The following is a 26,748-nucleotide window of genomic DNA, read 5'->3' as shown; positions in this document are numbered from 1 at the left end:
TGATGATTTTAACTGTAACTTTAAATCCTTCCATAGACATCTCTTATCCGTTAGAAACTTCTTTTAAGTTAGATAGGGTTAATCGTGCTAGTATTGCTCTAAAAACGGCTGGCGGTAAAGGATTAAATGTTAGTCGTGTCTTATCAGAAATAGGACAAGATGTTATTGCAACAGGCTTTATTGGCGGACGGCAAGGGCAATATCTTTTAGATCAACTTGAGAAGCAAAATATACCCAGTCAATTTTTTCATATTAAGAATGACACCCGTAACTGCATTGCTATCTTACACGACGGTTTACAAACAGAGATTCTTGAAAGTGGTCCCTATATAGATCTTGATGAGGCAGATGGTTTTATCTATCATATGCAGATTATTTGTCCTCAGTGTAAAGTGATGACCATTTCAGGTTCTTTGCCACAAGGATTGGATACGATGTTTTATCATCGGATTATTTCGATGGCAAATACTTTTCAAAAAAAAGTTGTTTTGGATTGTTCTGGAGCCCCATTAGAGGCTGTCTTAACATCAAGAGAAAAACCCACTGTCATTAAACCTAATATTGAAGAATTGGGCTTGCTTCTAAAGAAAAAAATAGCAGTAAGAACTGACAGCTTGAAGACAATTCTTAAAGACCAACTTTTTGATGGGATAGAATGGGTTATTGTATCACTTGGGGAACAGGGAGCATTTGCAAAACATCATGACCGATTTTATCGAGTCACTATACCTAGCATTTCAGTCGTTAATCCAGTGGGGTCTGGAGATGCTACTGTAGCGGGAATAGCCTGGGCTTTATCAGAAGAAGATGATGAAATAACCTTATTAAAAAAAGCAAATGCACTGGGTATGCTAAATGCTCAACAAGCCTTAACAGGACATGTTGATATGAGAAATTATTCTAGTGTTTTTAATCAAATCATAGTAGAAGAGGTAAAAAATGACAGTTATATCAAATAAAAAAGCCTACTTAGAAAAAGTAAGCCGTGACGGAATTATTTCTGCATTGGCTTTTGATCAACGCGGTGCTCTAAAAAGGATGATGGCAAGCCATCAAAAAGAAGAGCCAACAACTGAGCAAATAGTAAGCTTAAAGCGGCTGGTATCTGAAGAATTAACTCCCTATGCTTCCTCAATTCTCTTAGACCCAGAATATGGGTTACCAGCTATTGAAGTCAAAGACCAAAAAGCAGGTTTGTTACTGGCTTACGAAAAAACAGGCTACGATGCCAAGACAAGTAGTCGCTTACCAGACTGTCTAGAAGACTGGTCAGTGAAAGGTCTTAAAGCAGCTGGTGCAGATGCGATTAAGTTTCTCCTCTATTATGACGTTGATGGCAATGAGGCTGTTAACCACCAAAAGAAAGCTTACATTGAACGCATCGGTTCAGAGTGTCAAGCAGAAGATCTTCCCTTCTTTTTAGAGATTTTGACCTATGATGAAAAGATTAGTGATAATAGCAGTATTGCTTTCGCCAAAGTAAAAGCCCATAAAGTTAATGAAGCCATGAGAGTTTTTTCGGCTAAACGGTTTGGGATTGATGTTTTGAAAGTGGAAGTTCCACTTAATATGGCCTATGTTGAAGGCTTTACAGAAGGTCCCATTCTTTATAGTAAAGCAGACGCAGCTCTAGCTTTTAAAGAACAAGAAGCAGCCAGTCACTTACCGTACATCTACCTTAGTGCAGGAGTATCAGCTCAGCTATTCCAAGAAACCTTAATATTTGCGGCCCAGTCAGGAGCGACGTTTAACGGTGTTCTTTGTGGTCGTGCTACATGGGCCGATGTTGTTTCAGTCTATATCAAAGAAGGAGAGGCTGCAGCTCGTCAATGGCTAAGACAAGAAGGGGTAAAGAATATTGAATCTCTTAATGACGTTTTAGCTAAGACAGCCAGTCCTTGGACAAATAAAGTATAAGAAGATATTTCCTAAAAAGCACTTCTCCGGTGAGGAGTGCTTTTTATTAGGTAAAGGCTTCAAATTCACCTTTATTAAAAAAAATGCTACACTAATAATAAGAATATGGAGTGAAAGGATAAGTTAGAAAATGATAAAATTAATTGCTATTGATTTAGATGGTACCTTGTTAAATAGTCAGAAAAAGATTCCAGATGAAAATATTAAAGCCATAAAAGAAGCAACAGAGGCAGGAATTAAAATTGTTCTTTGTACTGGCCGACCCCGTAGAGGTACACAACCTTATTTTGAGGAACTTAATCTCACCGAGAACGAATTTCTTATCTTAAATAATGGCTGTAGTTTGCACGCTAGTAAGGATTGGCGTATGCTACATGCCCATAGCTTGACCATAGATGAAATAGAAGAGCTATTTCAAAAAGTAGAAAGTCATCCTGGTGTCTATCTAACCTTGACAGCTGAAAATGACTACTACGTCTTGAATGATTTTGTACCTGACCTTGTTCAGGCCGATGGCGATTTAGTTTTCACACAAGTCAAACCAATAACAATGGCTGACCTTAAGGGGAAACCAGAGCTTATTTTAGAAGGAATGTATATGGGTGAAGAAGCTGCTATTGATCGTTTTGAAGAAGTATGTCGCCCAGAGTTAAGTGAACATTTCAGTTTGGTTAGAAGTCAAAACTATCTGCTTGAGGCTATGCCAAAAGGCGTCACTAAAGCTCGTGCTTTACAAGAATTAGCAGAAGACTTGAAAATCAAGCCCGAAGAAATAATGGCTATTGGTGATGCTCCCAACGATAGTGAGATGCTAGCTTATGCAGGGTTAGGAGTTGCTATGGGTAATGCAAGCGAAGCCATAAAAGTTTTGGCGGATCGAGTAACCTTGTCTTGTGATCAGGCAGGAGTCGCACACGCCATTCGTACACTTGCTTTACCATAATAGTAAAAAACTCTTGATGGTGCTCAGAAACTTAGTAGCTGTTCAAATCTACTAGCGTAAATGAGTCATCAAGAGTTTTTAATATGGTAGCAACGGTAAACCAATACTAGCCATTTCTTCTGCTGGAGTAGTCATTCCATCTTTTATCCAGTCAACTAAAACCGATACAATGGCATTACTCCAAAAGAGTCTGGTGTAATGGGATTGTTTATGCAATTTCCAACGCTGATAGGCTTTTAAGCGTTTTGTAACAATTTGTGTAATCAAAGTTTGTAATTGGTTTTTAAACATGAGCCGAAGTAACTTTTCTTCCTTTTTGGCTTCAGTAAAGAGATAATACCAAGCTTGGTTAGCTTGAGTATTAAGATCAAATAGCTTTAAACCTTGGAAAATTCTTCGAATAACGGCATTTAAGCGATACAACAAGATTTCTTCTTTTGATTTATAATTGCGATAAAAGGCATTTCGAGAGACACCCGCTTTAGTAACAAGTTCAGAGATAGAGATATGAGCTAGTTGTTTTTTCTCTAAGAGATCTAAAAGAGCAATCTCCATTGATTCTCGAGAAAGATTTTGATTTTCCTTGTTAAATTGTGCTAAATTTTGAAGTGACTTTTTCGAAATCAATTTATCAGTCATCACAAATCCCTTCCAAATGTTACGTCCGACGTCATTTTTATAGCTTCACAAAAGCTTTTGATGATATAATTTTATGGGAATTAATAATATTTGTCAATATAAACAACAATCAATAAAGAATGAAGGAGAGACAAATGAAGAAGTGGAAAATTGTGGTAGATTCGGGATGTGATTTAATAGAGTTGGAAACAAATCCCGAAACTATTGCTTTTGAACGAGTGCCTTTGACACTTTGTGTAGGTAAGGAAGTTTTTATAGATAACAGTGAGTTAGATATTGACGGCATGATGGCTGCTATGAACCAATCTGCGCAAGCAACGACATCGTCATGCCCAAGTCCAGATGCCTTTTTACAAGCCTACCATGGAGCAGAAAACGTTATTGCAATTACAATCACGGGGACCCTATCTGGCAGTCATAACAGTGCTCGTTTAGCCAAGGAAATGCTTTTGGAGGAAAATCCTGACGTTAACATTCATGTTATAGATTCATTATCAGCTGGTGGCGAAATGGATTTAATGGTTTTAGAATTAGAACGACTCATCAATCAAGGGCTAACATTTGAAGGAGTTGTAGAAGCTATAGAAACTTACACTAATCAAACAGGCTTGTTATTTGTTTTAGCGAAAGTTGATAATTTAGTCAAAAATGGTCGATTGAATAAGCTTGTTGGGGCTGTTGTAGGTCTTCTTAATATTCGAATGGTTGGCTGCGCAAGCAGTGATGGGAAACTTGAATTACTGCAAAAAGCAAGAGGCCAAAAGAAAGCTGTTAATGCTTTAGTTGAAGAACTGCAAAAAGCTGGCTATAAAGGTGGTAAAATCATTATTGCGCAACGTAATAATGCCAAAATTTGCCAACAACTTACAGAGAAACTTCAATCACTTTATCCAAGTGTATCAATTACTACTTACCCGACCTCTGGTCTCTGCAGTTTTTACGCAGAAGAAGAGGGGATCTTATTAGGGTTTGAAAAAGCATAAAAACTACTAAAAAGAATTATTTCCTCATGGAAATAATTCTTTTTGACTTAATTTAATGAAGTACCAGAACTAGTGTTATCAGTTGCTGCACCGGAATTTGTATTTGGAGAAGTATTTGCTTGGGGAGGTGTTGCTTGATCACCTAGGGGAGCTTGAGGAACATAGCTTTCAGCTGGAGTTTGACCAAGGTAAGCCGAATTGGTTTCCTGATTATTTGGATTAACTCCAGGGGTAACGGTTGACTCGCTATTACTTCTTATTTGATTAGCAGTAGTGACAGCATCCAGTCGATTTTGTAATTCTGCTTTCTTTGCTTTACTATCCACTTGGTTAATAGCAGCTTGAGCAGTTTCAACGGTTTCAAGTGTTGGATTTTTTTCAGCTTCTTCCACTGCTTTGGTGGCTTCTTCACTAGAAACTAATTCTATTAAGCGGTCTAATTTTTCTTGGAGACCTGATTTAGTTTCTGATTTTTTAAGTTTATTGACGAGCTTCTGAGCAGTTTTAACCCTTGCTAAAGAGGGGTTGGATTCAGCTAAGTTAACTGCTTCAATGGCTTTGCTTAAATAATTGGTTTTTTTGACAATCTTTCCAGCTCCTTGATTATGGCTATCTAGAGGCTTACCATTGTAATTATGAGCGAAAGCGACATAAATTGTTCCTCCGATAATTAAGGTTAAAAGACTTAAAATCAGAAAAAGCCTCTCAGTTTTTGCTTGTTTCATTTATTCTCCTTTTATCTCATTTAAAATGCTTCAGAAACCATTATACACTTTATGGGGGGAAAATTAAAGATTTCTTAGCATTAAAAATGAAAACGACTGGTATATACCATTTACAAATAAAAAGATTAGTCGTATAATAAAAGGTAGACAAAGGGAGGAAAATGATGACACGCTATATCAAAGCAGATTGCTTTTATTACCCAGATCATGTAAAAGAAAGTGGGTACTTAGCATTAAATGACGGTAAATTTGGCAAATGGGTAAGTTCAGTCCCAGCTGATGCTGACATTATTGATTACAGTGGCTACCAAATTGCACCCGGCTTAGTTGATACTCACATCCATGGTTTTGCGGGAGCTGACGTCATGGATAATTCAGCAGAAGGACTTCATAGAATGAGTGAAGGGCTTTTATCTACAGGAGTGACCTCATTTTTACCGACGACTTTAACCTCAACTTTTGAGCATTTAGAAAAAGTCTCCGCTACAATCGCTACCGTTGCTGGTAAGGTTAAAGGTGCTAAAATTCAAGGGATATATTTTGAAGGTCCCTACTTTACAGAAGAATATAAGGGAGCACAAAATCCTACTTATATGAAGAATCCTAGTTTAGATGAATTTGAAGCTTGGCAAAAAGCAGCAAATGGACTTATCAAGAAAATTGCCTTGGCACCAGAACGTACGGGGGTGGCAGACTTTGTTTCAACTGTCACCAAAAAGGATGTGACAGTGGCTCTTGGGCATTCTAACGGAACTTACAAAGAAGCCAAAGAAATCGTTGATGCAGGAGCAAGTGTGTGGGTGCACGCTTACAATGGCATGCGTGGACTGACACATCGAGAACCTGGTATGGTCGGAGCTGTCTACAATATTCCAAATACTTATGCAGAGTTAATTTGTGATGGTCATCATGTTTCTCCTGTAGCATGTGAAATTTTGATGAAACAAAAAGGCCATGACCATGTAGCTATGATTACAGATTGTATGCGAGCTGGTGGCTCTCCCGATGGTGATTATATGCTGGGTGAGTTTCCTGTTATTGTCGAAAATGGTACGGCAAGATTAAAATCAAGTGGAAATTTAGCAGGATCTATTTTGAAGCTTATAGATGCAATTAAAAATGTTGTGTCTTGGGGGATTGCTAGTCCGGAAGAAGCTATTCGAATGGCCACCTTAGTTGCTGCCACATCGGTAGGGATAGATCATCTTTGTGGTCAAATCAAAGAAGGGTATGCTGCTGATTTTATCGTGCTTGATGAGAGACTTGAGCTCTACGCTACTTATCTAGATGGTAAGAAAGCTTTCCAAGCCTAAAAACACCAAAGATTAAGATGTCAAAACTCTTAATCTTTTTTGTCTGTCATTATATCTGATTGTGATAAAATAGAAATAAGAAAAATAGTCACATAGCAAATAGCTATCTAAATAGAAAGGGGGTGGATGTTCTGATTCAATTTACAGTTAAGTTATTTATGTCTACTGTAAGAGAAAATTTGAGGAAGCTTGTTCCTTTTGCTCTAGTCTATTCCTGGGTTGAGTTAATTCAGTCTCTTTGTCTATCCCCTTATTCATTTATTGCTGAAACAAGTAACGCCTCAGTTTATTCAGAAAAATGGTTGATATGGATATCTGATCAAACAACTGAATTATCTAAGATACTTATGATTATTATGGTTGCTTATTTTCTTTCAAATATGGTTTTGTCCTTAATACCTGAGGAAGGGAGTGACACTTCAAAGTTACCCTGGATATTATTTCTGATGACTTGGATTCTTTATACAGCTAGTAATAATTTTAACAATTACTATGCTCAGATTCCTTTCTGGCTGTTATTAGGACTGATAGCTTTCGTTTTAGCTTTTATTGCTAGGAAACTAAAGATGCTTTCCCTCAATCAAAGGGTTGTTATTTTTGTCATCTCAATATTTTCAACTTATAGTTTGAGTAAATATTTAGCTAGACATATGAGCTCTAGCCCGGATCTTCTTTTACAAATGGCTAGTCTCTCCTTGCTAGGAGCTGGACCAAGTCACGTGCTATCAGTAGTCTTTTGGTCTAGTATTGCTGTTATCATGCAAGGGGTAGGTCTACTAGTACCTTATATCTTACAGACGCCTGCGAATGATTTGATTTTGACAAGTGAGAACGTTAATGCAGCTTTGTCGGGTCACCTTGATAATATTCCACATTTATTTTCTCTATATACTTTGCGTGATAGCTTTGCTATGTTTGGAGGACTGGGAATGGTTCTTCCCTTGTTGTTAGCTGTTCTCATTGAAAGTAAGAAACTGGACAAGCCCTACCATTTTCATTTAAGTATATTATGCTTCCTGCCAGTTCTTTTTGACCAACCGTTGGCCTTTTTAGTGGGTTTGCCTATCATTTTGGAGCCACTAATATTATTACCAATGGTGACTGTTACCATTTTATCAGAAGTGATAGGAGCTATTGTATTAACTTTGAAGTGGGTACATCCTGCTGTATTTATTGTGCCTGAAGGCACCCCAAGTCTTATATTTGCTTTTTTAGCAAGTAATGGCGATTGGAGGTATTTCATTATTGTTGCTTTTATTATTATTGTATCTATACTGATTTATCTTCCATTTGTTAAGAGGGCATTCCAGAAGGAGGCCTTATATGATTAAGAAAAGATATATTTTAGTTATTTTGGCTACAATTGGTCTATATCTTGTTTTGATCATGTTGGGCAAATCCTATATTAATAAAACAACTAGTCAACAGAAGGCTATCTATCGCTCTCGCATGGTCCCGACTGTTTTTGTTCCAGGGTCTGGTGCAACAAATAACCGCTTTGACGATATGATTTCAGAGCTAAACAAAATGCATCGTAAGCACAGTATCTTAAAAGTTGAAGTTTCAAAAAACAATAAACTAACTTATTCCGGAGGTATCAGTAGTAATGATGAGCATCCTTTTATAGTCGTTGGCTTTGAAAATAATCTTGATGGCTATGACAATATCAAACAACAGGCTAAGTGGTTAGATACAGCTATGCATAATTTGCAATTGAGATATAAATTTCAACGCTTTAATGCAGTTGGGCATTCAAATGGTGGCTTGAACTGGACAATTTTTCTTGAAAAATATTATTCATCAGAACAGTTTCAGATGGAAAAACTCTTAACTATTGGAACGCCTTATAATTTTGAAGAAAGTAACTTTTCTAACAAAACACAAATGTTGAAAGATTTGATCAATGAACGAAATTTGATTACTTCAAATTTACTGGTCTATAATTTGGCAGGTACAAATACTTTTGAAGGTGATAAAATTGTACCCTACGAAAGTGTTGAAGCGGGTAAGTTTATCTTTCAAAAAGTTGCAAAACATTATACTCAGGTCACCGTAACTGGTGATGATGCGACACATTCTGATTTACCAAATAATCCTGAGGTTATTCAATATGTTGCTGACAAATTATTAAGACCTAAACCTTAGATTAGCGTAATACCTTATAAGAAGGAGATATGAAGATGTATAAAGACTTAACAATGAACAATGGATTAGTAATTCCAGCAGTTGGTTTTGGTACTTTTAAAGCAGCTGATGGAGAAGAAGCTTATCAATCAACTTTAGCAGCTATTAGAGCAGGTTACCGTCATATTGACACGGCTGCTATCTACAAAAATGAAGAGAGTGTTGGGCGTGCGATTAAAGACTCAGGTCTTGCAAGAGAAGAGTTATTTGTAACGACTAAATTATGGAATGATGCCCATAGTTATGATGGAGCAAAGAAAGCTTTATCTGCATCATTAAAACGCTTAGGACTAGATTATGTGGATCTTTATTTGATTCATTGGCCGAATCCTAAGGCTTTGCGTGATTGCTGGGAAGAGGCTAATGCACAAGCGTGGCGTTACATGGAAGAGGCAGTTGAGGAAGGATTAATTAAAACAATTGGTGTTAGCAATTTTATGGTTCACCATTTAGAGGCTTTGGCAAAAACTGCGAATATCAAACCAGCAGTTAATCAGATTCGTTTAGCCCCTGGCTGCTATCAAGAGGAAGTGGTAGACTATTGTAAAAAACATAATATTGTGATTGAAGCTTGGAGCCCCCTAGGCCAAGGGGATATCTTTGAAAATGGGACCATGCTAGAATTAGCCACTAAATATAATAGGTCTGTGGCTCAAATTGCACTTGCTTGGTCGGTTTATAATGGCTTTTTACCATTACCAAAATCTGTACATGAAGATCGAATCAAAGCAAATTTAGATTTCTTTGATATTAATTTAAGTGCAGAAGATGCTGAAAAGATTAAAAATATTAAAGGGTTAACACCAGTACCTAATCCAGACACCAAAGATTACTAATTTATTGAAAAGCTTGGTTTATAACTGAGCTTTTTGTATTGACAAGTTTTTATCATTTATATATAATCTTGTTATATTTAAATTACAAATAAATAAAGAGGTTAAAAATGATTTTAATATTTATGTTGGCTATGTTTATCATACGCCTAGTTTTCTTAAAGCTATCTATTGCTAATGAAAAAACAATCCGAGCAAATGGAGGCAGAGAGTTTGGTAAGTTAAATTCTCAGTTCTTAACTCTCCTTCATATTATGGTTTACGCTTTTGCTACCTTAGAAGCTTATTTGCGAAAGACTGAATTTGATGGCTGGAGTTTGCTTGGTCTCTCCCTCATGGTTTTCTCATTAGTTGTTCTTTATAAGGTAACTCAACTACTTGAAGGTATTTGGACGGTCAAATTGATGATTACTCAAGACCATCAATACGTTGATCATTGGCTTTTTCGTTATGTAAAGCATCCTAACTATTATCTCAATATTTGTCCTGAACTAATTGGGGTAGCGCTGCTTTGTCATGCTAAGATTACGGCGGCTATCCTGTTCCCATTCTATCTTGTCTCACTTAGTGTCAGAATCCATGAAGAAAACCGCCTCATAAGAGAGGTTATTATTCCTAATGGTAAGGTAGAAAGATAGAGAATTAGCTTCAGTTTATAACTGTTGACCTAGACAAAGCCTTAGAGATATGGTAAAATATGGGCTATGGAAGAGGGCTTAATAGCATGAAATGAAGCGAGTTCTAGGGCAGTGAAAGCTAGGCAAGATTGTTAGTAAGTTGGCACTTTCAAAGACCGATGTCTATCTAAGGACAAGGTCTTCATCGGCATTAATAATGGAGTAATAAATTAGGGTGGAACCGCGTTTCGACGCCCCTATGTCTTTGACATAAGGGTGTTTGAATGTGGTTCTTTTTGTATTCACAATTCATACACAGTCTATGTGCTACAATGCTTCTATTTAGAAGAGGCCGAGACTCTTACTTATTTGTAGTGACTACTTACCCGTCTTAGAGTTATGCCTTTAGGGATATGGTTTGCAATTTACAAGACACAATTTTTAATAATGGAGGAATCAAATGACTAGAAAACTTACTTTTCAGGAAATAATTTTAACTTTACAACAATACTGGAATGACAAAGGTTGTATGTTAATGCAGGCTTATGACAATGAAAAAGGTGCTGGCACCATGAGTCCCTATACATTTTTAAGGGCAATTGGTCCTGAGCCTTGGAATGCTGCCTATGTGGAGCCGTCTCGTCGACCAGCTGACGGTCGTTATGGTGAAAATCCGAACCGTCTTTATCAACATCACCAATTCCAAGTTGTGATGAAACCATCACCAGCTAATATTCAAGAACTTTATTTGGAGTCACTTGAAAAGTTAGGGATTAATCCATTAGAACATGATATTCGTTTTGTTGAAGATAACTGGGAAAATCCCTCAACTGGATCAGCAGGACTTGGTTGGGAAGTATGGTTAGACGGAATGGAAATCACCCAATTTACCTATTTTCAACAAGTCGGTGGTCTTGCGACTAGCCCGGTTACCTCTGAAGTTACCTATGGCTTAGAACGACTTGCTTCCTATATACAGGAAGTTGATTCTGTCTATGATATCGAATGGGCACCAGGAGTCAAATACGGTGAGATTTTCTTGCAGCCAGAGTATGAACATTCCAAATATTCATTTGAAATTTCAGATCAAGATATGTTGCTTGAGAATTTTGAAAAGTTTGAAAAAGAAGCTGCACGTGCACTAGAGGAAGGTTTAGTTCATCCAGCTTATGATTATGTTCTAAAATGTTCTCATACATTTAATCTCCTTGATGCCAGAGGAGCAGTTTCAGTGACTGAGCGGGCAGGCTACATCGCGCGTATCAGAAACTTAGCACGTGTGGTCGCTAAAACATTTGTTGCGGAACGTCGTAAACTGGGTTACCCACTCCTTAACGATGCATGTCGCGCAGAATTACTAAAAGAGGAGGCAGAATAATGACAAGAAATTTATTAGTTGAATTAGGACTTGAGGAGTTACCGGCATACGTTGTAACGGCTAGTGAAAAACAATTAGGACAAAAAATGGCTGCCTTTTTGGAAAGTAATCGTTTGTCCTATGAGAGGATACAAACCTTTTCAACTCCACGTCGATTAGCAGTTCGAGTGCTTGGGTTGGCAGACAAGCAAGAAGATCTTGTAGAAGATTTTAAAGGGCCTTCTAAAAAAATTGCTCTAGATGATCAAGGGAATTTTTCTAAAGCAGCACAAGGCTTTGTGCGCGGAAAAGGGTTAACCACTGACGATATTGAATTCCGCGAAATAAAAGGAGAAGAATACGTATATGTGACTAAAAATGAGAAAGGTAAAAGTACTCAAGAAGTTCTTATGGGAATTCCTGATCTCCTAGCAAGTCTTACTTTCCCAGTATCGATGCATTGGGCAAGTAACAGTTTTGAGTATATCCGTCCAGTTCATACCTTAACTGTCTTATTAGATGACCAATTACTTGAAATGCCTTTTCTTGACATTAGTTCAGCTCGTTATTCACGAGGTCATCGTTTCTTAGGAAAAGAAATTGCTATCCAAAATGCCTTATCTTACGAAGCAGATTTAAGAAGCCAGTCTGTTATTGCAGATCCTCTTGAACGTCAACAAATGATTCTTGATCAAATAAAAGGGCTGGAAAAAGAGCATCATATCTACGTTGATATTGATGATGACCTTCTAAATGAGGTACTCAACTTAGTTGAGTACCCAACGGCTTTCCTTGGTTCTTTTGATGCAAAATATCTCAGCGTTCCAGAAGAAGTATTGGTAACTTCAATGAAAAATCATCAGCGCTATTTTGTTGTTCGTGACCAATCAGGCAAGTTATTGCCTAACTTTATCTCTGTTCGTAATGGGAATGACCAGTATATAGAGAATGTCATTAAAGGCAATGAGAAGGTCTTGATTGCACGCTTAGAAGATGGTGAATTTTTCTGGCGCGAGGATCAAAAGTTAAAAATTGAAGACCTTGTTGCTAAATTAGAACATGTCACTTTCCATGAAAAAATTGGTTCATTAGCTCAACATATGGAAAGAACAGGCGTCATTGCTAAATATTTAGCTGAAAAAGCAAATTTAAGTGTAGAGGAAACAAAAGCTGTTGAACGAGCTAGTCAAATTTATAAGTTTGACTTACTAACGGGTATGGTTGGTGAATTTGATGAATTACAAGGGTTAATGGGAGAAAAATACGCCCTCTTGGCTGGTGAAGATTCATTGGTTGCTACAGCCATAAGAGAACATTATTTACCTAGCTCAGCAGATGGAGTTTTACCAGAAACAAAAGTCGGTGCCATATTAGCATTAGCTGATAAACTTGATACTTTGTTGTCCTTCTTTTCAGTCGGCCTTATTCCGAGTGGTTCAAATGATCCATACGCTCTACGTCGTGCTACTCAAGGTATTGTTCGAATACTAGAAGCTTTTGGTTGGGCTATCCCGATGGATCAATTAATTGCTAACTGCTATCAATTGTCATTTGCAAGTCTGTCCTATAGTCATCAAGAAGAAGTTATGGCCTTTATTGCTGCTCGTATTGAAAAGATGATGGGCAATGGAATTCCTAAAGACATTAGAGAGGCAGTTTTGGCAAGTACTAATTATCAAGTGCCAGAAATGTTAGCAACAGCTCAAGCACTTCTAGAAGCTTCTAAAACGGATCAATATAAAATGGCTGTCGAAAATCTATCTCGGGTCTTTAACCTTGCATCTAAGGTTGATGCAAAAGTAAATGTTAATCCAAGTTTATTTGAGAACCAAGAAGAAAAACAACTTTATCAAGCGATATCGGACTTGCAATTGGAGGGTAATGCCACTCATAAATTAGAGCAACTTTTTGCCTTGACCGATAAAATTGCTGTTTTCTTTGCTCATACAATGGTTATGGCCGAAGATATTATGGTTAGAAATAATCGTCTCGCACTATTAACTGAATTGATGCAGAAAGCAGGGACTGTTGCACAATTTAATCTTCTAAATACTAAATAATAAGTTTTTAAAGTGGAGGAAAAGAGAGGTCAGTTATGGATCCTAAAAAAATTGAACGAATAAATGAATTGGCAAGAAAAAAGAAAACAGTTGGTTTAACTGGACCAGAAAAAGTCGAACAAGCTGAATTACGACAAGAGTATATCGAAGGCTATCGTCGCTCAGTCCGTCACCACATTGAGGGCATTAAAGTGGTTGATGAAGAGGGAAATGATGTGACACCAGAAAAGTTGAGACAAATTCAACGAGAGAAAGGTTTACATGGCCGTTCGCTTGATGATCCAGAATCATAAAAGTTAGAGGTTCCTCTAACTTTTTTATTTTTTATCATAAATTTCCTGAGTAATTAAAATTTATGATAATACAATTTAAAATAAATTGGTTATAATAGTGTTATTAAAAAGAAAACGCTTACTCAAGGAGGAAGACACATGCCAGAAGAAAAGTACATTATGGCTATTGACCAAGGGACAACAAGTTCTCGAGCAATCATCTTTAATAAAAAAGGTGAAAAGATTGCTAGTAGCCAAAAAGAATTTCCGCAGATTTTCCCTCAGGCGGGCTGGGTAGAACATAATGCTAACCAGATTTGGAATTCGGTTCAGTCGGTTATTGCTGGAGCTTTTATTGAATCTAGTATTAAACCAAGTCAAATTGAAGCAATTGGTATTACAAATCAGAGGGAAACGACTGTGATTTGGGACAAAAAAACTGGCGTGCCAATTTATAATGCTATTGTCTGGCAGTCACGTCAAACAGCTCCTATAGCAGACCAATTGAAAGCAGATGGTTATACCGACATGATCCACGAAAAAACAGGATTGGTTATTGATGCTTATTTTTCTGCTACTAAAATAAGATGGATTCTTGATCATGTGCCAGGTGCTCAGGAAAGAGCAGAGCGTGGGGAGCTTCTTTTTGGGACAATTGATACTTGGTTGGTGTGGAAGTTGACTGATGGGGCAGCGCATGTAACTGACTACTCAAATGCAGCAAGAACAATGCTATACAATATCAAAGAATTAAAGTGGGATGAAGAAATTCTATCTATTTTAGACATTCCCAAAGCCATTCTTCCTGAAGTTAAGTCCAATTCAGAAATTTATGGTAAGACAGCAGGCTTTCATTTTTATGGAGGAGAAGTTCCTATTTCAGGTATGGCGGGAGACCAACAGGCTGCCTTGTTTGGACAGTTAGCATTTGAACCGGGAATGGTAAAAAATACTTATGGTACGGGATCCTTTATCATCATGAATACTGGTGAGGAAATGCAATTATCAGAAAATAACCTTCTGACAACTATTGGATATGGTATAAATGGCAAGGTATACTATGCTTTAGAAGGATCTATTTTTATTGCGGGAAGCGCTATCCAATGGTTACGTGATGGATTAAGAATGATTGATACTTCTCCAGAATCTGAAGAATTAGCAATGGCTTCAACTAGTGATGATGAAATCTATGTGGTTCCAGCCTTTACTGGCCTAGGAGCACCTTATTGGAACTCCAACGCACGTGGATCTGTTTTTGGCTTAACAAGAGGATCTACTAAAGAAGATTTTGTAAAAGCAACCTTGCAATCAATAGCCTATCAGGTTAGAGATGTCATCGATACCATGCAAATTGATTCAGGAATTGATATTCAACAATTACGGGTTGATGGAGGCGCTGCTATGAATAATCTATTGATGCAGTTCCAAGCTGATATTTTAGGAAAAGATATTGCGCGAGCTAAAAACTTGGAGACGACTGCTTTAGGTGCAGCTTTTCTCGCTGGTTTAGCAGTTGGCTATTGGGAAGATCTTGATTCATTAAAAGAGTTGAATGCAACTGGTCAATTATTTAAGGCAAGTATGAATGAGTCACGCAAAGAAAAACTATACAAGGGTTGGAAAAAAGCCGTTATTGCTACTCAAATCTTTGCTGAGGATAAAGAAGACTGATAGAGGAGGAAATAATGGAATTTTCAAATGAAACAAGACGATTAGCTATCCAAAAAATGCAAGAACGTTATTTGGATTTGCTTGTGATTGGAGGAGGAATTACTGGTGCTGGTGTTGCTCTACAAGCTGCCGCTAGTGGCTTGGATATAGGCCTAATTGAGATGCAAGATTTTGCTCAAGGAACCTCTAGTCGCTCTACTAAATTAGTTCATGGCGGTCTACGCTATTTGAAACAATTTGATGTAGAAGTTGTTGCCGATACAGTTACAGAGCGTGCTGTTGTACAACAGATTGCACCGCACATTCCTAAGCCAGATCCAATGCTCTTACCAGTTTATGATGAGCCAGGTAGTACATTTAATATGTTTAGATTGAAAGTTGCCATGGACTTGTACGATTTGTTGGCTGGTGTAACAAATACTGCTGTAGCTAATAAAGTATTAACAAAAGAACAGGTTTTGGAAAGGCAACCCAACCTTCAAAAAGAAAATCTTCTAGGCGGAGGGGTCTATCTAGATTTTAGAAATAATGATTCTCGCTTGGTAATAGAAAATATCAAAAGAGCTAATCGAGATGGGGCACTGATTGCAAGTCACGTAAAGGCTGAGGATTTCATTTTTGATGATTCTGGTAAAATTACAGGCGTAGTTGCTAGAGATTTGCTGACCAATGAAGAAATTCGAATCAAGGCTAAAGTCATCATTAATACTACGGGTCCTTGGAGTGATACTGTTCGTAATTTTTCAAATACGGGTCAAGAAATAAAACAAATGCGACCTACAAAAGGTGTTCACCTTGTAGTTGATCGTCGTAAGCTAAATGTTGATCAACCAATTTATGTTGATACTGGTTTAAATGATGGACGGATGGTATTTGTTTTGCCACGTGAAGAAAAAACTTATTTTGGAACAACGGATACAGATTACACAGGAGACCTTGAACATCCTACGGTTACACAAGAAGATGTTGACTATTTATTAGATATTATCAACAGACGATTCCCTGATGCTCATATAAGTATCATGGATATTGAAAGCTCTTGGGCTGGTTTACGTCCTTTATTATCAGGAAATAGCGCATCAGACTATAACGGAGGAAATAGTGGTAAGCTTACTGAGGACAGCTTCAACCACCTTGTCGCTACCTTCCAAGACTATATGGAGCAAAAAGTTGATCGTAACACTTTAGAAAAAGCGATTGGTTCTGTTGAATCAAGCACCTCTGAAAAAGAATTGAATCCATCGGCGGTTTCTCGTGGATCAAGCTTGGATCGTGATGAAAATGGCTTATTCACGCTTGCTGGGGGAAAAATTACTGATTACCGGAAGATGGCAGAGGGAGCAATGAATGCAATTATTGAAGTTTTGGCAACTGAGTTTGGGAAACACTTTAAATTAATTAATTCTAAAACTTATCCTGTTTCAGGTGGAGAAATCAATCCTGCTAAAGTGGAATCAGAACTAGAAACCTATGCTCAATTAGGTACCCTAAGTGGACTATCAATGGAAGATGCAAGGTATTTAGCAAACTTATATGGTTCAAATGCTCCAAAAGTTTTTGCATTAACTCGTAAAGTTAAAGCTGCCAAAGACTTGACTTTAGCAGAGACATTATCGCTTCATTATGCCATGGATTACGAGATGACCTTGAAACCAACTGACTATTTCTTGAGAAGAACAAATCACATGCTTTTTAACAGGGACCATCTAGAAGAGTTAATCGAACCAGTTTTACTAGAGATGGCTAAACATCTCAAGTGGGATGAAGAACAAAAACAAAATTATGAGAAAGAGTTGAGACAAGCTATTAAAGATAATGATCTGGACAAATTGAAAAGAGATAGGAGTCATTAATAATGGATGTATTTGGGGAATTTTTAGGAACAACCTTATTGATTTTATTAGGAAATGGTGTAGTCGCTGGAGTAGTTCTTCCTAAAACAAAAAATAACAATTCAGGTTGGATTGTTATTGCTATGGGATGGGGAATCGCTGTCGCAGTTTCGGCGTTTATTTCTGGCAAGTTGGCACCCGCCCACTTAAATCCCGCAGTCAGTATTGCTTTTGCACTCAATAAAACCATTACTTGGGGGACCGCGGGGATGTATATTGTAGCGCAGATGTTAGGAGCTATGCTAGGTTCAATCCTTGTGTTTTTGCAATACAGACCCCACTACCAGGTTGCAGAAAATCCAGCAGATATCTTGGGAACATTTGCAACTGGTCCTGCTATCAAAGACACACTTTCTAATCTCTTGAGTGAAATTTTTGGAACTTTTGTTTTAATGTTAGGAATTTTGTCTTTTGGTTTATATAATATGCCAGTGGGATTAGGAACCTTATGTGTTGGAACTTTAATTATTGGTATTGGTTTGTCGCTAGGCGGGACCACAGGGTATGCGATTAACCCAGCGCGGGATTTGGGTCCACGAATTATCCACGCCATCTTACCTATAAAACATAAAGGAGAATCTGATTGGTCATACTCTTGGATTCCAATTATAGGCCCAATTGTGGGAGCTAGTTTAGCTGTCTTATTGTTTCAAATAATGAAATAATAGAAGAAAGCTCAATCAGGAGATTGGGCTTTTTACTGCTTGAAGTGGAATTAAACAATAGAATTGATATAATGAGATTATGACTAAGAAAATACATATTATCGGGGCTTCCTTTTCAGGGTTGGCTTGTGCCGAAAAATTAGCACAGTTACTACCAAATACTCAGATAATCCTGATTGACAAAGATCAATCACCTGATTATATTCCTAATGGGTTGAATGAACATCTTCGAGGAAATATCAATCATTTATCTCAAGCTATGTGGCAGGGATTACCATCTTCCAAATCAAAAAACATTGTTCGATTACATGCTGAAGTTGTCAAGATTGATCCAAAAAAGAAGGAGCTTTTATTAAAAATTGATGACCAAGACATTATTTTTGAACCCTATCAATTATTAGTTTGTGCAATGGGTTCTGAGGCAAGATCAAACTTTATTAAAGGAAGTGATAGAGATGGTGTTATAACAACAAAATCATATTTTGATAGTCAAGAAGCACTTTCAAAAATTGAAGAAAGTCAAGAGATTGTAGTTGTCGGAGCAGGTGTAATTGGACTAGATTTTGCTTATAGTTTAGCTCAAAAAGGAAAGAAGGTTACTCTTGTTGAGGCTGCAAATGATATAAATTTTCACCAGTTTGACAATGATATGATTGCTCCTATCCGTACGAAAATTAATCAAAAAGGAATTTCCTTAGTGACTAATACTCGTGTAACAGAAATTATAGAAAATCAAGATGAAAGTCTATCAGTTCTTACGGATTGTGGTCAATCTTATAAAGGAGATATAGTGATGTTAGCTGTCAATTTCAGGCCTAATAGTTCACTTTTAGAAAATATCGTTGACTGTCATTTGGATAGAACAATTAAGGTTGATTCTGTTATGAAAACTTCAGATCCTAATATTTATGCTATTGGTGATTTAATCGCATTGAAGCAGTCCGTAATTAACTTTCCTTATTATAGTCCTTTAATTAGTCATGCCATAAGGACTGGACAATATCTAGCATACCATCTGGCAGGTATCGGCTTATCTAAGCTTGAAATGACCAAGTTATCAGGCAGTTTTAATTTTGACTACTACCAATCAAGTGCTGGTTTAACTGAAGAGGAAGGTTCCTTATATCATCAGTTGATTAGTTATTGCCACAAAGCAAAATTAAGTAAAGATGGTTCTCTGATTTGGATTAAATTGATTGCAAAGAGGGGAAATGGTCAACTTGTTGGCTGTCAAATAATATCAGAGTGTAATAATTTACTATTGACTAATTATGTTTCCCAAGCAATCATTTTAAAGCAAAAAGATTCTGATCTCGCTTTTCATGATTTTATTTTTTTAAAAGGGGAGGGGGAGTTGGTTTATCATTTACATGAAGCTGCCGTAAACCTCTTTGAAAAGAGGATTTCCCTATGAAAATAGAGCAGCTTATGGATAAGGAAAGGAAAGCTCAGTATCAGATTTTATCCCATCTCTATAAAAGTTCAGAGAGGGTAACTCAAAGAGAGTTGTTGGAAATAAGCAAGTTATCAAAGGTTACCTTATTAAAATATTTAGAGAATATAAACAATTTATTTAGAATAGAGCAACTATCCGCTTACATTAGCTTTGAAAATGATGCGGTGATAATCATTGATGACAATCAATTCACTTGGCAACAAGTTATGAGGGTATTGTTGAAAGATTCGATACCTTATAAACTATTAAGATACTTTTTTACTAACGAGGATTTTAATGCAACCTTTTTAGCACAAAAATTCCTAATAAGTGAACCCACCTTCAATCGCTACCTAGCACATATCAATGCTTGTATTGAAGAGTTTGATATTTCAATCTATCAGGGGAAACAAACAGGGAGTGAGCTCCAATGGCGGTATTTTTATTATGAGCTATTTCAGTTAACACTCACTGAGAAAGAGCAAGACGAGATGACCAAGGATCTTGATTTTGATCATTTAAATCAATTAATTGAAAGATTTATTGGTTCAGAAATTGCGAGAGAACAGTTAAAGCAACTATCTCTATGGTTGACGATTTCTCAGAAACGATTCCATTTTCAGAAAGAGAAGGGCTTTCCAAGTCATTTTAAAATTGACTATATAGACAATAATATTTTTTATAAGCGACTTGACCGTCTCATGCTTCATTATCTTAGTAGATATGCCATTGAATTTGATCGTTTTGAATCAAAAAGCTTATTTATCTTTTTACATTCTAATCCTATTTTACCCATCCATTCAATGGAGTTTATCCTTGGTTTTGGAGGGCCAATCGCAGATAAAATTTCGGAAGCATTATGGCTTTTGCGAAAAGCGAATATTATTTCGAATAAAGCAAAAGAAGAGATTATTTATGGCCTAAGCCTTTATTATTCTAAAGCCTTTTTCTTTAAGGGGGCTATCTTGGGCAAGGTTCAGTCTATGGATGCTCTATACCAGTTGCTTCCAAGCGATGAGAAGGATAAAATGGAACTTGTTCTAAGCCATCTCTTTGTATTAATTGGCAATAAAAAATTATTAAATTCGGATTTCTTGACAAGATTAAGGATAGACTTGTTAGAATTATTGATTTTTTCAATTGATAGGCAACATAAACCATTAGTTATTGGTTTAGATTTTGGTTCACAATCTGTAAAAAAAGCTATCGTGGAGTTAAGTATTGGAAAATACTTGGACAATAACAAAAATTATCATTTTGAAACTTATAACCCCCGACATCGCTATGATTGTGTCCTTTCTTACGGGAACTACCATAGTCAACCGAACTATCCGCATTTTCATTTAAAATCTTATGTATCCCCTGTTGAGTTGAATAACTTACAGCTGTTTTTAGAGCAGAAGTTAAAAGATAAAAATAGTTATGAGCAAGAAAATTATCGAAACTGAAAGAGGAGGTCTAATTTTGAACACTAGCTTGTGTAATAGTTGGTCTTTATAATCTTTGTTGAGCTTTTTATAATAGTTATATCGGATTCAAAGTAAATTTTAATAAATATTGGAGGCAAAAAGATGAAATTTTTCTTAGATACTGCAAATGTTGAAGCGATTAAAGCAATCAATGAGCTTGGGCTTGTAGACGGAGTAACAACAAACCCAACCATCATTTCAAAAGAGGGTCGTGATTTTGAAACTGTCATTAAAGAAATTTGTGACATTGTTGATGGCCCAGTATCAGCTGAAGTTACAGGATTAAGCACCGATGAGATGGTCAAGGAGGCGCGTGAGATTGCTAAATGGCATCAAAATATCGTCATCAAGATTCCAATGACTATGGAAGGCCTAAAAGCTACTAACATTCTTTCAAAAGAAGGCATCAAGACTAATGTAACACTAGTCTTTACTGTCTCACAAGGTTTAATGGCTATGAAAGCTGGGGCAACTTATATCAGTCCATTCATTGGTCGCTTGGAAGATATTGGCTCAGACCCGTATCAATTAATTGAAGATTTAAGAGAAATTATCGATGTCTTTGGTTATAAGACTGAAATTATTTCTGCTAGCATCCGGAATTCTGCTCATGTGGAGGCTGTTGCTAAGCTGGGTTCAGACATTGCAACTATTCCTGACGCAGTCTTTGGAAAAATGGTTAAGCATCCACTGACAGATAATGGGATTGATCAATTTATGAAAGATTGGGCTTCCTTTAAAAAATAGAAATTTAGGAGACCTAGTAACACATGAGCTACTAGGTTTCTTTATGGACTCTTTTTTAGGAATTAAGGATTTCACTAAAATTTAGTCGTGAAATATGATACAATAGAGAATGGAAAACGTTTTACATTTAGTAGTGATACACAGAAAGGTTTTTAACTTATGACATTTGATGCAGTTGACCAGTTGGCAGTAAATACTGTCCGTACACTTTCAATGGATGCAATTCAAGCGGCAAACTCAGGACATCCAGGTCTTCCAATGGGAGCCGCTCCAATGGCTTATGTTTTATGGAATAAAGTCATGAATATCAATCCTAAAACGGGTCGTAACTGGACAAACCGTGACAGATTTATCTTATCTGCTGGACATGGTTCCGCAATGCTTTATAGCTTGCTACATTTAGCAGGTTATAATGTGACTAATGAAGATCTTAAAAACTTCCGTCAATGGGGATCTAAAACCCCAGGACATCCAGAAGTTAACCATACAGATGGTGTAGAAGCAACAACTGGGCCACTTGGCCAAGGAATTGCCAATGCGGTTGGGATGGCTATGGCAGAAGCTCATCTTGCAGCAAAATATAATAAACCTGGTTTTAACATTGTTGATCATTATACCTATGCCTTAAATGGGGATGGAGATTTGATGGAAGGTGTCAGTCAAGAAGCGGCAAGCTTAGCAGGCCACTTAAAACTTGGCAAATTAATTCTCTTCTACGATTCAAATGATATTTCTTTAGATGGCCCAACATCAATGGCTTTCACAGAATCTGTCAAAGGACGTTTTGAAGCTTACGGTTGGCAACATATTCTTGTTAAAGATGGCAACGATTTAGAAGCAATTGCTAAAGCAATTGAAGAAGCTAAAGCTGAAACTGATAAACCAACTATTATTGAAGTTAAAACAATTATTGGTTTTGGTGCTGAAAAACAAGGAACTTCCGCAGTACACGGTGCTCCATTGGGAGCAGAAGGCATTGCCTTTGCTAAAAAAGCTTATCAATGGACAGCTGAAGATTTTGAAGTTCCAGATGAGGTTCGTCTACGCTTCGAAGAAGAACTTCAGGAACGTGGAGAAAAAGCTGAGACTGCTTGGAATGACCTTTTTGCTAAGTATCAAGCAGAGTATCCAGAATTAGCTAAAGATTACTTAGAGGCCTTTGCTAATGAAGCTATCTCAGTTGACTTAAAAGCTCATGAAATGGGTACTTCTAAAGCAAGTCGAGTATCAAGTCAAGAAGCTATCCAACAAATCTCAGAACAAGTTGCTTCCTTCTGGGGAGGTTCAGCAGACCTTTCAGCTTCAAATAATACCATGGTTAAAGTTGAAAAAGACTTCCAACCTGATCAATATGAAGGTCGAAATATCTGGTTTGGGGTACGTGAATTTGCTATGGCGGCAGCTATGAATGGTATCGCTCTTCATGGTGGTACACGTGTTTATGGCGGTACTTTCTTTGTCTTCTCAAATTACCTCCTACCAGCCGTTCGAATGGCAGCTCTTCAAAATTTACCAACTATGTATGTGATGACACATGACTCTATTGCTGTCGGTGAAGATGGTCCAACACACGAGCCAATTGAACAATTGGCAAGTGTTCGGTCAATGCCAAACTTAAATGTTATCCGTCCAGCTGATGGTAATGAAACCAACGCCGCATGGAAACGTGCTTTGGCTGAAACTGACAGACCGACTATGTTAGTGCTTACGCGTCAAAACTTACCAGTTCTTGAAGGGACAGCAGACCTTGCTGAAGATGGGATTAACAAAGGTGCATATATCCTTTCCGATGCCAAAGGTGAGCTTGACGGTATTATCATTGCCACAGGTTCTGAAGTGAAACTAGCTATGGATACACAAGCTGCGCTAGCAGAAGAAGGAATTCAAGTGCGTGTGGTTTCAATGCCATCACAGAATATCTTTGATGAGCAAGATGCTGAATATAAGGAAAGTATTTTACCAGCGACAGTAACGAAACGACTTGCAATTGAGGCTGCATCAAGCTTTGGTTGGGCAAAATATGTTGGCTTAAGTGGTAAGACCTTAACAATTGATACTTGGGGAGCATCAGCACCAGGTAACCGAATTTTTGAAGAATATGGCTTTACAACTGAAAATGCTGTAAGTCTTTACAAGTCATTATAAAGAAGGATAACGAGTTGTTAGGATAACAACTCGTTATTTCGATTTTATTCGTTTTTTAACAGAAGGCAATGATAAAAGGTAAAAGGTGATTTATCTTGACAAAGAGTGACTATTTCTATATGATAAGACATATATTGTATTAATTAAAAAGTACAAAAGGGGATGGGATGGAAAAACGTTGTCAAGAATTGTATGATCAAATAAAGAGGGCTTATGATTATCCTGAAAATAGAGAAAATAGTGAATTGGCACAGTATCTTTTAACGGCATCAAATCAATTAATTAAAAATCAGAATCCTATATTAATAGCTAGAGAATTAAATAATCAGATGGATACTTATTTTATTCAAGATAATAAGCATTTGCCCCGATCTTTATATATACTTAAGGATGCTTTAAAAAATTTTATTGAAATGTAATTATGACACTAACAAGGAGTTATTATGATTGAATTTAAACATATTTCTAAACTATACGGAGAAAAAGAGGCATTAAGTGATTTAAACTTAACTGTTGAAGATGGCGAAATATTTGGACTTATTGGCCATAATGGAGCTGGAAAAACAACGACTATTAGTATTTTAACTTCCATTATTGAGGCAAGTTATGGAGAACTCTTGGTTGATGGTCAAGAGATAGCTACCAATCGAGATCTTATCAAGAAAAAAATCGGTTATGTTCCAGACTCACCGGATTTATTTTTAAATTTAACAGCTAGAGAATATTGGCATTTCTTGGCGAAAATCTACGATGTTAGTGATGAGGACTATAATAACCGGATAAAAGAACTCAGCCATCTTTTTGATATGCAAGATGAATTGGATAACACTGTTGGTAGTTTTTCGCACGGAATGCGCCAAAAAGCAATTGTTATTGGAGCTTTGATTTCAAATCCAGCTATTTGGATTCTAGATGAACCCCTGACTGGTTTGGATCCTCAAGCTTCCTTTGATCTGAAAAAAATGATGCGAGACCATGCTGATTCAGGTAACATTGTCTTGTTCTCTACCCATGTTCTTTCTGTAGCAGAGCAATTATGCGATCGCATTGGCATTTTGAAACAAGGAAAATTAATTTTTGTAGGAACTATTGATCAGCTAAAAGAAAATTACCCCGAAAAAGATTTGGAAACAATCTACTTAGAGTTAGCAGGACGACACTCAAAGGAAGAGGTGATTTAAATGAATTGGACAACAGTTTGGGAATTGGTGAAAATCAATATTCTTTACTCCAATCCCCAAGCCTTAACGGCTTTAAAGAAAAAGCAGGCCAAAAAACCTAAGGCTAATTTTAGCGCCTATAAGTCCATGCTAAGAAATCAAATCATGATGTCTATATTGTTTCTATTTATATATGTATTCATGTTTGTAGGAGTGGATTTTAGTCGATATCCCGGATATTTCTCTTTTTATATCGCTTTATTTTTTGTAATGTCAACCATAACGGCATTTACAGCACTTTACACTATTTTTTATGAAAGTAATGACGTTAAATTATATGTCCATCTTCCTATTAAAGCGAGTGAACTTTATCTAGCGAAGATTTTTTCATCAGTAGGTATGGGTTCACTCTTCTTGATGCCCTTACTATCCCTTTATGTCATTGCTTATTGGCAAATGAAAGGCCTTATTATGGCCATTCCAATGGCTATCATTATGTTTCTGGTTACCTTTTTTAGTTCTAATGTGATTGCTATTTATCTTAATGCATGGATTGGAAAGATAATTGTCAGATCCCCAAGACGCAAGTTAATTTCAACTCTCCTTTTATTTCTCTCTAGTATTGGAGCAATTGGTCTGATATTTTTCTTAAACGCTACTAATAATAGTAAAATGATGCAAGGAGCACATCTTGTTGATCGGGCGCTTGTTCCTTATTTTAGAGGATTTTATGATGTAATGGTGCAACCTTTTGGAATGAATGCACTCATTCATTTCTGGTTGCCACTCGCCCTTCTCCTTTTAATGGCTTATGGTATTGTGACAGGAATCATGCCTAAGTATTATCAAGAGGCACTCTATACTGGTGAGCGTAGAAAACAAATCAAAGTCGACAAAAAAGGAAAAACGAAAGCAGTTTCTCAAGCAAAATCCCTAAAAAGTTTAATGATTAAACATCATTTATCAACTTTGCAGGACTCTAACTTATTGATTCAAACTTATTTGATGCCTTTAATTTTTGTTATCAGTTTTATGGCACCAATTATGAACATGAAAAATAGTTTAGCAGACTTTTTAGGATACGAATATTTTGGTGTTTCCTTTTTGGTAGGGGGAATTATCGCAGCAATGGCGACCACTTCAAGCACATTTATTGGTGTCGGTCTATCCTTAGAAAGAGATAATTTTACTTATATAAAGAGTCTACCAATCCCTCTTAAAGCTTTTGTAAGGGAAAAATTTTATTTCCTACTGTTATTACAAATTAGCGTCCCAGTCATTTTATATATTGTTATTGGTGCATTATTAGGTTTACACTACCTGATCATCTTAACAATGGTTTTGGGACTCATTTTGGTTTCCTTTATCCAAGGACAATATATGTATATGAGGGATATCAAATATCTTACCTTGGACTGGCAAAACTTGACGCAACTCTTTACGAGAGGTGGTAGTCAGTGGTTGACAGCTTCCTTAATATTTGGCTCCCTAATAGTAGGTTTAGGCTTAGTTGTCTTGGTTGTTTTCTTGTCTTTGATGACAAAGGAAGCTTTATTAATAAATAGTCTTGTGTTCTTTGTATTGATCGTTTTATTAGTGATTGGCCAATTTATTCTTAAAAAACGTTTATGGGATAGAATAGAGTCACTCCTTGCTTCTTAAAATCTACCATATAATTAATGAACAGCCCTACTGGGCTGTTTTTATGCTATAATTTTCTC

At 36.8% G+C, this 26,748-nt stretch carries 24 protein-coding genes; 22 read left to right on the top strand and 2 right to left on the bottom strand.

Going from position 1 to position 26,748, the window contains the following annotated elements:
- Positions 1 to 2: 2 nt before the first annotated feature.
- The 3 genes from lacC to DQM45_RS08225 all read left to right on the top strand — a co-directional run bounded on the left by lacC (position 3) and on the right by DQM45_RS08225 (position 2,860).
- Positions 3 to 959 (top strand): tagatose-6-phosphate kinase, encoded by a 957-nt coding sequence (lacC, locus tag DQM45_RS08235; RefSeq protein WP_003085305.1) that lies wholly within the window; start codon positions 3 to 5, stop codon positions 957 to 959.
- Positions 940 to 1,917 carry a tagatose-bisphosphate aldolase gene (gene lacD / locus DQM45_RS08230; protein ID WP_003082723.1) on the top strand — a complete coding sequence of 326 codons (978 nt, stop codon included), beginning with the start codon at positions 940 to 942 and terminating at the stop codon, positions 1,915 to 1,917. The genes lacC and lacD overlap by 20 nt, the downstream gene beginning before the upstream one ends.
- Before the next feature lie 130 nt (positions 1,918 to 2,047).
- A complete protein-coding gene (locus DQM45_RS08225; RefSeq protein ID WP_003084803.1) occupies positions 2,048 to 2,860 on the top strand; it encodes a Cof-type HAD-IIB family hydrolase in 813 nt (270 codons plus the stop codon).
- A gap of 78 nt (positions 2,861 to 2,938) precedes the next feature.
- Here DQM45_RS08225 and DQM45_RS08220 read toward each other — a convergent pair whose 3' ends face one another.
- Positions 2,939 to 3,499 carry a TetR/AcrR family transcriptional regulator gene (locus DQM45_RS08220; RefSeq protein WP_003085973.1) on the bottom strand — a complete coding sequence of 187 codons (561 nt, stop codon included), beginning with the start codon at positions 3,497 to 3,499 and terminating at the stop codon, positions 2,939 to 2,941.
- Between the two features lie 134 nt (positions 3,500 to 3,633).
- Between DQM45_RS08220 and DQM45_RS08215 the strand changes: the two genes are divergently transcribed.
- The gene (locus DQM45_RS08215) at positions 3,634 to 4,482 is read left to right on the top strand and encodes a DegV family protein (protein ID WP_003084680.1); all 849 of its coding nucleotides are present in this window, start codon (positions 3,634 to 3,636) and stop codon (positions 4,480 to 4,482) included.
- A gap of 47 nt (positions 4,483 to 4,529) precedes the next feature.
- Here the strand turns inward: DQM45_RS08215 and DQM45_RS08210 are convergent, their stop codons facing one another.
- Positions 4,530 to 5,207: a GA-like domain-containing protein gene (locus DQM45_RS08210; protein WP_003083528.1), complete on the bottom strand. Its 678-nt coding sequence runs from the start codon at positions 5,205 to 5,207 to the stop codon at positions 4,530 to 4,532.
- Positions 5,208 to 5,371: 164 nt separating this feature from the next.
- Between DQM45_RS08210 and nagA the strand changes: the two genes are divergently transcribed.
- The 18 genes from nagA (at position 5,372) to DQM45_RS08120 (ending at position 26,689) form a co-directional block, all read left to right on the top strand.
- Complete coding sequence (nagA, locus tag DQM45_RS08205) at positions 5,372 to 6,520, top strand: N-acetylglucosamine-6-phosphate deacetylase (protein WP_003085155.1); 1,149 nt, start codon at positions 5,372 to 5,374, stop codon at positions 6,518 to 6,520.
- Between the two features lie 179 nt (positions 6,521 to 6,699).
- The gene (locus DQM45_RS08200) at positions 6,700 to 7,851 is read left to right on the top strand and encodes a PTS sugar transporter subunit IIC (RefSeq protein ID WP_232036535.1); all 1,152 of its coding nucleotides are present in this window, start codon (positions 6,700 to 6,702) and stop codon (positions 7,849 to 7,851) included.
- Positions 7,844 to 8,665 (top strand): alpha/beta hydrolase, encoded by an 822-nt coding sequence (locus DQM45_RS08195; protein ID WP_003083792.1) that lies wholly within the window; start codon positions 7,844 to 7,846, stop codon positions 8,663 to 8,665. Before DQM45_RS08200 ends, DQM45_RS08195 begins: the two co-directional genes overlap by 8 nt.
- Positions 8,666 to 8,700: 35 nt before the next feature.
- Entirely contained in the window at positions 8,701 to 9,540 is an 840-nt protein-coding gene (locus tag DQM45_RS08190; protein WP_003082568.1) for an aldo/keto reductase, read from the top strand.
- 107 nt (positions 9,541 to 9,647) lie between these two features.
- Entirely contained in the window at positions 9,648 to 10,175 is a 528-nt protein-coding gene (locus tag DQM45_RS08185; protein WP_003084102.1) for an isoprenylcysteine carboxyl methyltransferase family protein, read from the top strand.
- A gap of 439 nt (positions 10,176 to 10,614) precedes the next feature.
- Positions 10,615 to 11,532: a glycine--tRNA ligase subunit alpha gene (gene glyQ, locus DQM45_RS08180; protein WP_003084681.1), complete on the top strand. Its 918-nt coding sequence runs from the start codon at positions 10,615 to 10,617 to the stop codon at positions 11,530 to 11,532.
- A complete protein-coding gene (gene glyS, locus DQM45_RS08175; RefSeq protein WP_003082828.1) occupies positions 11,532 to 13,571 on the top strand; it encodes a glycine--tRNA ligase subunit beta in 2,040 nt (679 codons plus the stop codon). Before glyQ ends, glyS begins: the two co-directional genes overlap by 1 nt.
- 35 nt (positions 13,572 to 13,606) lie before the next feature.
- The gene (locus tag DQM45_RS08170; RefSeq protein ID WP_003085229.1) at positions 13,607 to 13,864 is read left to right on the top strand and encodes a DUF896 family protein; all 258 of its coding nucleotides are present in this window, start codon (positions 13,607 to 13,609) and stop codon (positions 13,862 to 13,864) included.
- Positions 13,865 to 14,002: 138 nt separating this feature from the next.
- Positions 14,003 to 15,514, top strand: a complete 1,512-nt coding sequence (gene glpK, locus DQM45_RS08165) for a glycerol kinase GlpK (RefSeq protein ID WP_003085288.1) — start codon at positions 14,003 to 14,005, stop codon at positions 15,512 to 15,514.
- 14 nt (positions 15,515 to 15,528) lie between these two features.
- A complete protein-coding gene (gene glpO, locus DQM45_RS08160) occupies positions 15,529 to 17,367 on the top strand; it encodes a type 1 glycerol-3-phosphate oxidase (protein WP_003085012.1) in 1,839 nt (612 codons plus the stop codon).
- 2 nt (positions 17,368 to 17,369) lie between these two features.
- A complete protein-coding gene (locus DQM45_RS08155; protein ID WP_003083080.1) occupies positions 17,370 to 18,071 on the top strand; it encodes an MIP/aquaporin family protein in 702 nt (233 codons plus the stop codon).
- A 79-nt stretch (positions 18,072 to 18,150) separates the two neighbouring features.
- Entirely contained in the window at positions 18,151 to 19,485 is a 1,335-nt protein-coding gene (locus DQM45_RS08150; RefSeq protein WP_003084585.1) for an NAD(P)/FAD-dependent oxidoreductase, read from the top strand.
- The gene (locus DQM45_RS08145) at positions 19,482 to 20,954 is read left to right on the top strand and encodes a helix-turn-helix domain-containing protein (protein ID WP_003082579.1); all 1,473 of its coding nucleotides are present in this window, start codon (positions 19,482 to 19,484) and stop codon (positions 20,952 to 20,954) included. Before DQM45_RS08150 ends, DQM45_RS08145 begins: the two co-directional genes overlap by 4 nt.
- 123 nt (positions 20,955 to 21,077) lie before the next feature.
- Positions 21,078 to 21,722: a fructose-6-phosphate aldolase gene (gene fsa / locus DQM45_RS08140; RefSeq protein ID WP_003085947.1), complete on the top strand. Its 645-nt coding sequence runs from the start codon at positions 21,078 to 21,080 to the stop codon at positions 21,720 to 21,722.
- Between the two features lie 159 nt (positions 21,723 to 21,881).
- Entirely contained in the window at positions 21,882 to 23,867 is a 1,986-nt protein-coding gene (tkt, locus tag DQM45_RS08135; protein ID WP_003083831.1) for a transketolase, read from the top strand.
- A gap of 167 nt (positions 23,868 to 24,034) precedes the next feature.
- Positions 24,035 to 24,286: a bacteriocin immunity protein gene (locus DQM45_RS08130; protein WP_003086118.1), complete on the top strand. Its 252-nt coding sequence runs from the start codon at positions 24,035 to 24,037 to the stop codon at positions 24,284 to 24,286.
- 24 nt (positions 24,287 to 24,310) lie between these two features.
- Positions 24,311 to 25,048: an ABC transporter ATP-binding protein gene (locus DQM45_RS08125; RefSeq protein ID WP_003083620.1), complete on the top strand. Its 738-nt coding sequence runs from the start codon at positions 24,311 to 24,313 to the stop codon at positions 25,046 to 25,048.
- Positions 25,049 to 26,689 carry an ABC transporter permease gene (locus DQM45_RS08120; RefSeq protein WP_003082928.1) on the top strand — a complete coding sequence of 547 codons (1,641 nt, stop codon included), beginning with the start codon at positions 25,049 to 25,051 and terminating at the stop codon, positions 26,687 to 26,689. It abuts the gene before it with no gap.
- Positions 26,690 to 26,748 lie beyond the last annotated feature (59 nt).

The sequence above is a fragment of the Streptococcus porcinus genome, from assembly GCF_900475415.1.
Classification (GTDB): Bacteria; Bacillota; Bacilli; order Lactobacillales; family Streptococcaceae; genus Streptococcus; species Streptococcus porcinus.
Note: the sequence above shows the minus strand (reverse complement) of the source record. Positions and strands in the feature narration are given on the sequence as shown.

Bases quoted from the DNA above. Each gene is read 5' to 3' on its own strand.
- lacC (WP_003085305.1), top strand. From the start codon at position 3: ATGATTTTAACTGTAACTTTAAATCCTTCCATAGACATCTCTTATCCG.
- lacD (WP_003082723.1), top strand. From the start codon at position 940: ATGACAGTTATATCAAATAAAAAAGCCTACTTAGAAAAAGTAAGCCGT.
- DQM45_RS08225 (WP_003084803.1), top strand. From the start codon at position 2,048: ATGATAAAATTAATTGCTATTGATTTAGATGGTACCTTGTTAAATAGT.
- DQM45_RS08220 (WP_003085973.1), bottom strand. From the start codon at position 3,499: ATGACTGATAAATTGATTTCGAAAAAGTCACTTCAAAATTTAGCACAA.
- DQM45_RS08215 (WP_003084680.1), top strand. From the start codon at position 3,634: ATGAAGAAGTGGAAAATTGTGGTAGATTCGGGATGTGATTTAATAGAG.
- DQM45_RS08210 (WP_003083528.1), bottom strand. From the start codon at position 5,207: ATGAAACAAGCAAAAACTGAGAGGCTTTTTCTGATTTTAAGTCTTTTA.
- nagA (WP_003085155.1), top strand. From the start codon at position 5,372: ATGACACGCTATATCAAAGCAGATTGCTTTTATTACCCAGATCATGTA.
- DQM45_RS08195 (WP_003083792.1), top strand. From the start codon at position 7,844: ATGATTAAGAAAAGATATATTTTAGTTATTTTGGCTACAATTGGTCTA.
- DQM45_RS08190 (WP_003082568.1), top strand. From the start codon at position 8,701: ATGTATAAAGACTTAACAATGAACAATGGATTAGTAATTCCAGCAGTT.
- DQM45_RS08185 (WP_003084102.1), top strand. From the start codon at position 9,648: ATGATTTTAATATTTATGTTGGCTATGTTTATCATACGCCTAGTTTTC.
- glyQ (WP_003084681.1), top strand. From the start codon at position 10,615: ATGACTAGAAAACTTACTTTTCAGGAAATAATTTTAACTTTACAACAA.
- glyS (WP_003082828.1), top strand. From the start codon at position 11,532: ATGACAAGAAATTTATTAGTTGAATTAGGACTTGAGGAGTTACCGGCA.
- DQM45_RS08170 (WP_003085229.1), top strand. From the start codon at position 13,607: ATGGATCCTAAAAAAATTGAACGAATAAATGAATTGGCAAGAAAAAAG.
- glpK (WP_003085288.1), top strand. From the start codon at position 14,003: ATGCCAGAAGAAAAGTACATTATGGCTATTGACCAAGGGACAACAAGT.
- glpO (WP_003085012.1), top strand. From the start codon at position 15,529: ATGGAATTTTCAAATGAAACAAGACGATTAGCTATCCAAAAAATGCAA.
- DQM45_RS08155 (WP_003083080.1), top strand. From the start codon at position 17,370: ATGGATGTATTTGGGGAATTTTTAGGAACAACCTTATTGATTTTATTA.
- DQM45_RS08150 (WP_003084585.1), top strand. From the start codon at position 18,151: ATGACTAAGAAAATACATATTATCGGGGCTTCCTTTTCAGGGTTGGCT.
- DQM45_RS08145 (WP_003082579.1), top strand. From the start codon at position 19,482: ATGAAAATAGAGCAGCTTATGGATAAGGAAAGGAAAGCTCAGTATCAG.
- fsa (WP_003085947.1), top strand. From the start codon at position 21,078: ATGAAATTTTTCTTAGATACTGCAAATGTTGAAGCGATTAAAGCAATC.
- tkt (WP_003083831.1), top strand. From the start codon at position 21,882: ATGACATTTGATGCAGTTGACCAGTTGGCAGTAAATACTGTCCGTACA.
- DQM45_RS08130 (WP_003086118.1), top strand. From the start codon at position 24,035: ATGGAAAAACGTTGTCAAGAATTGTATGATCAAATAAAGAGGGCTTAT.
- DQM45_RS08125 (WP_003083620.1), top strand. From the start codon at position 24,311: ATGATTGAATTTAAACATATTTCTAAACTATACGGAGAAAAAGAGGCA.
- DQM45_RS08120 (WP_003082928.1), top strand. From the start codon at position 25,049: ATGAATTGGACAACAGTTTGGGAATTGGTGAAAATCAATATTCTTTAC.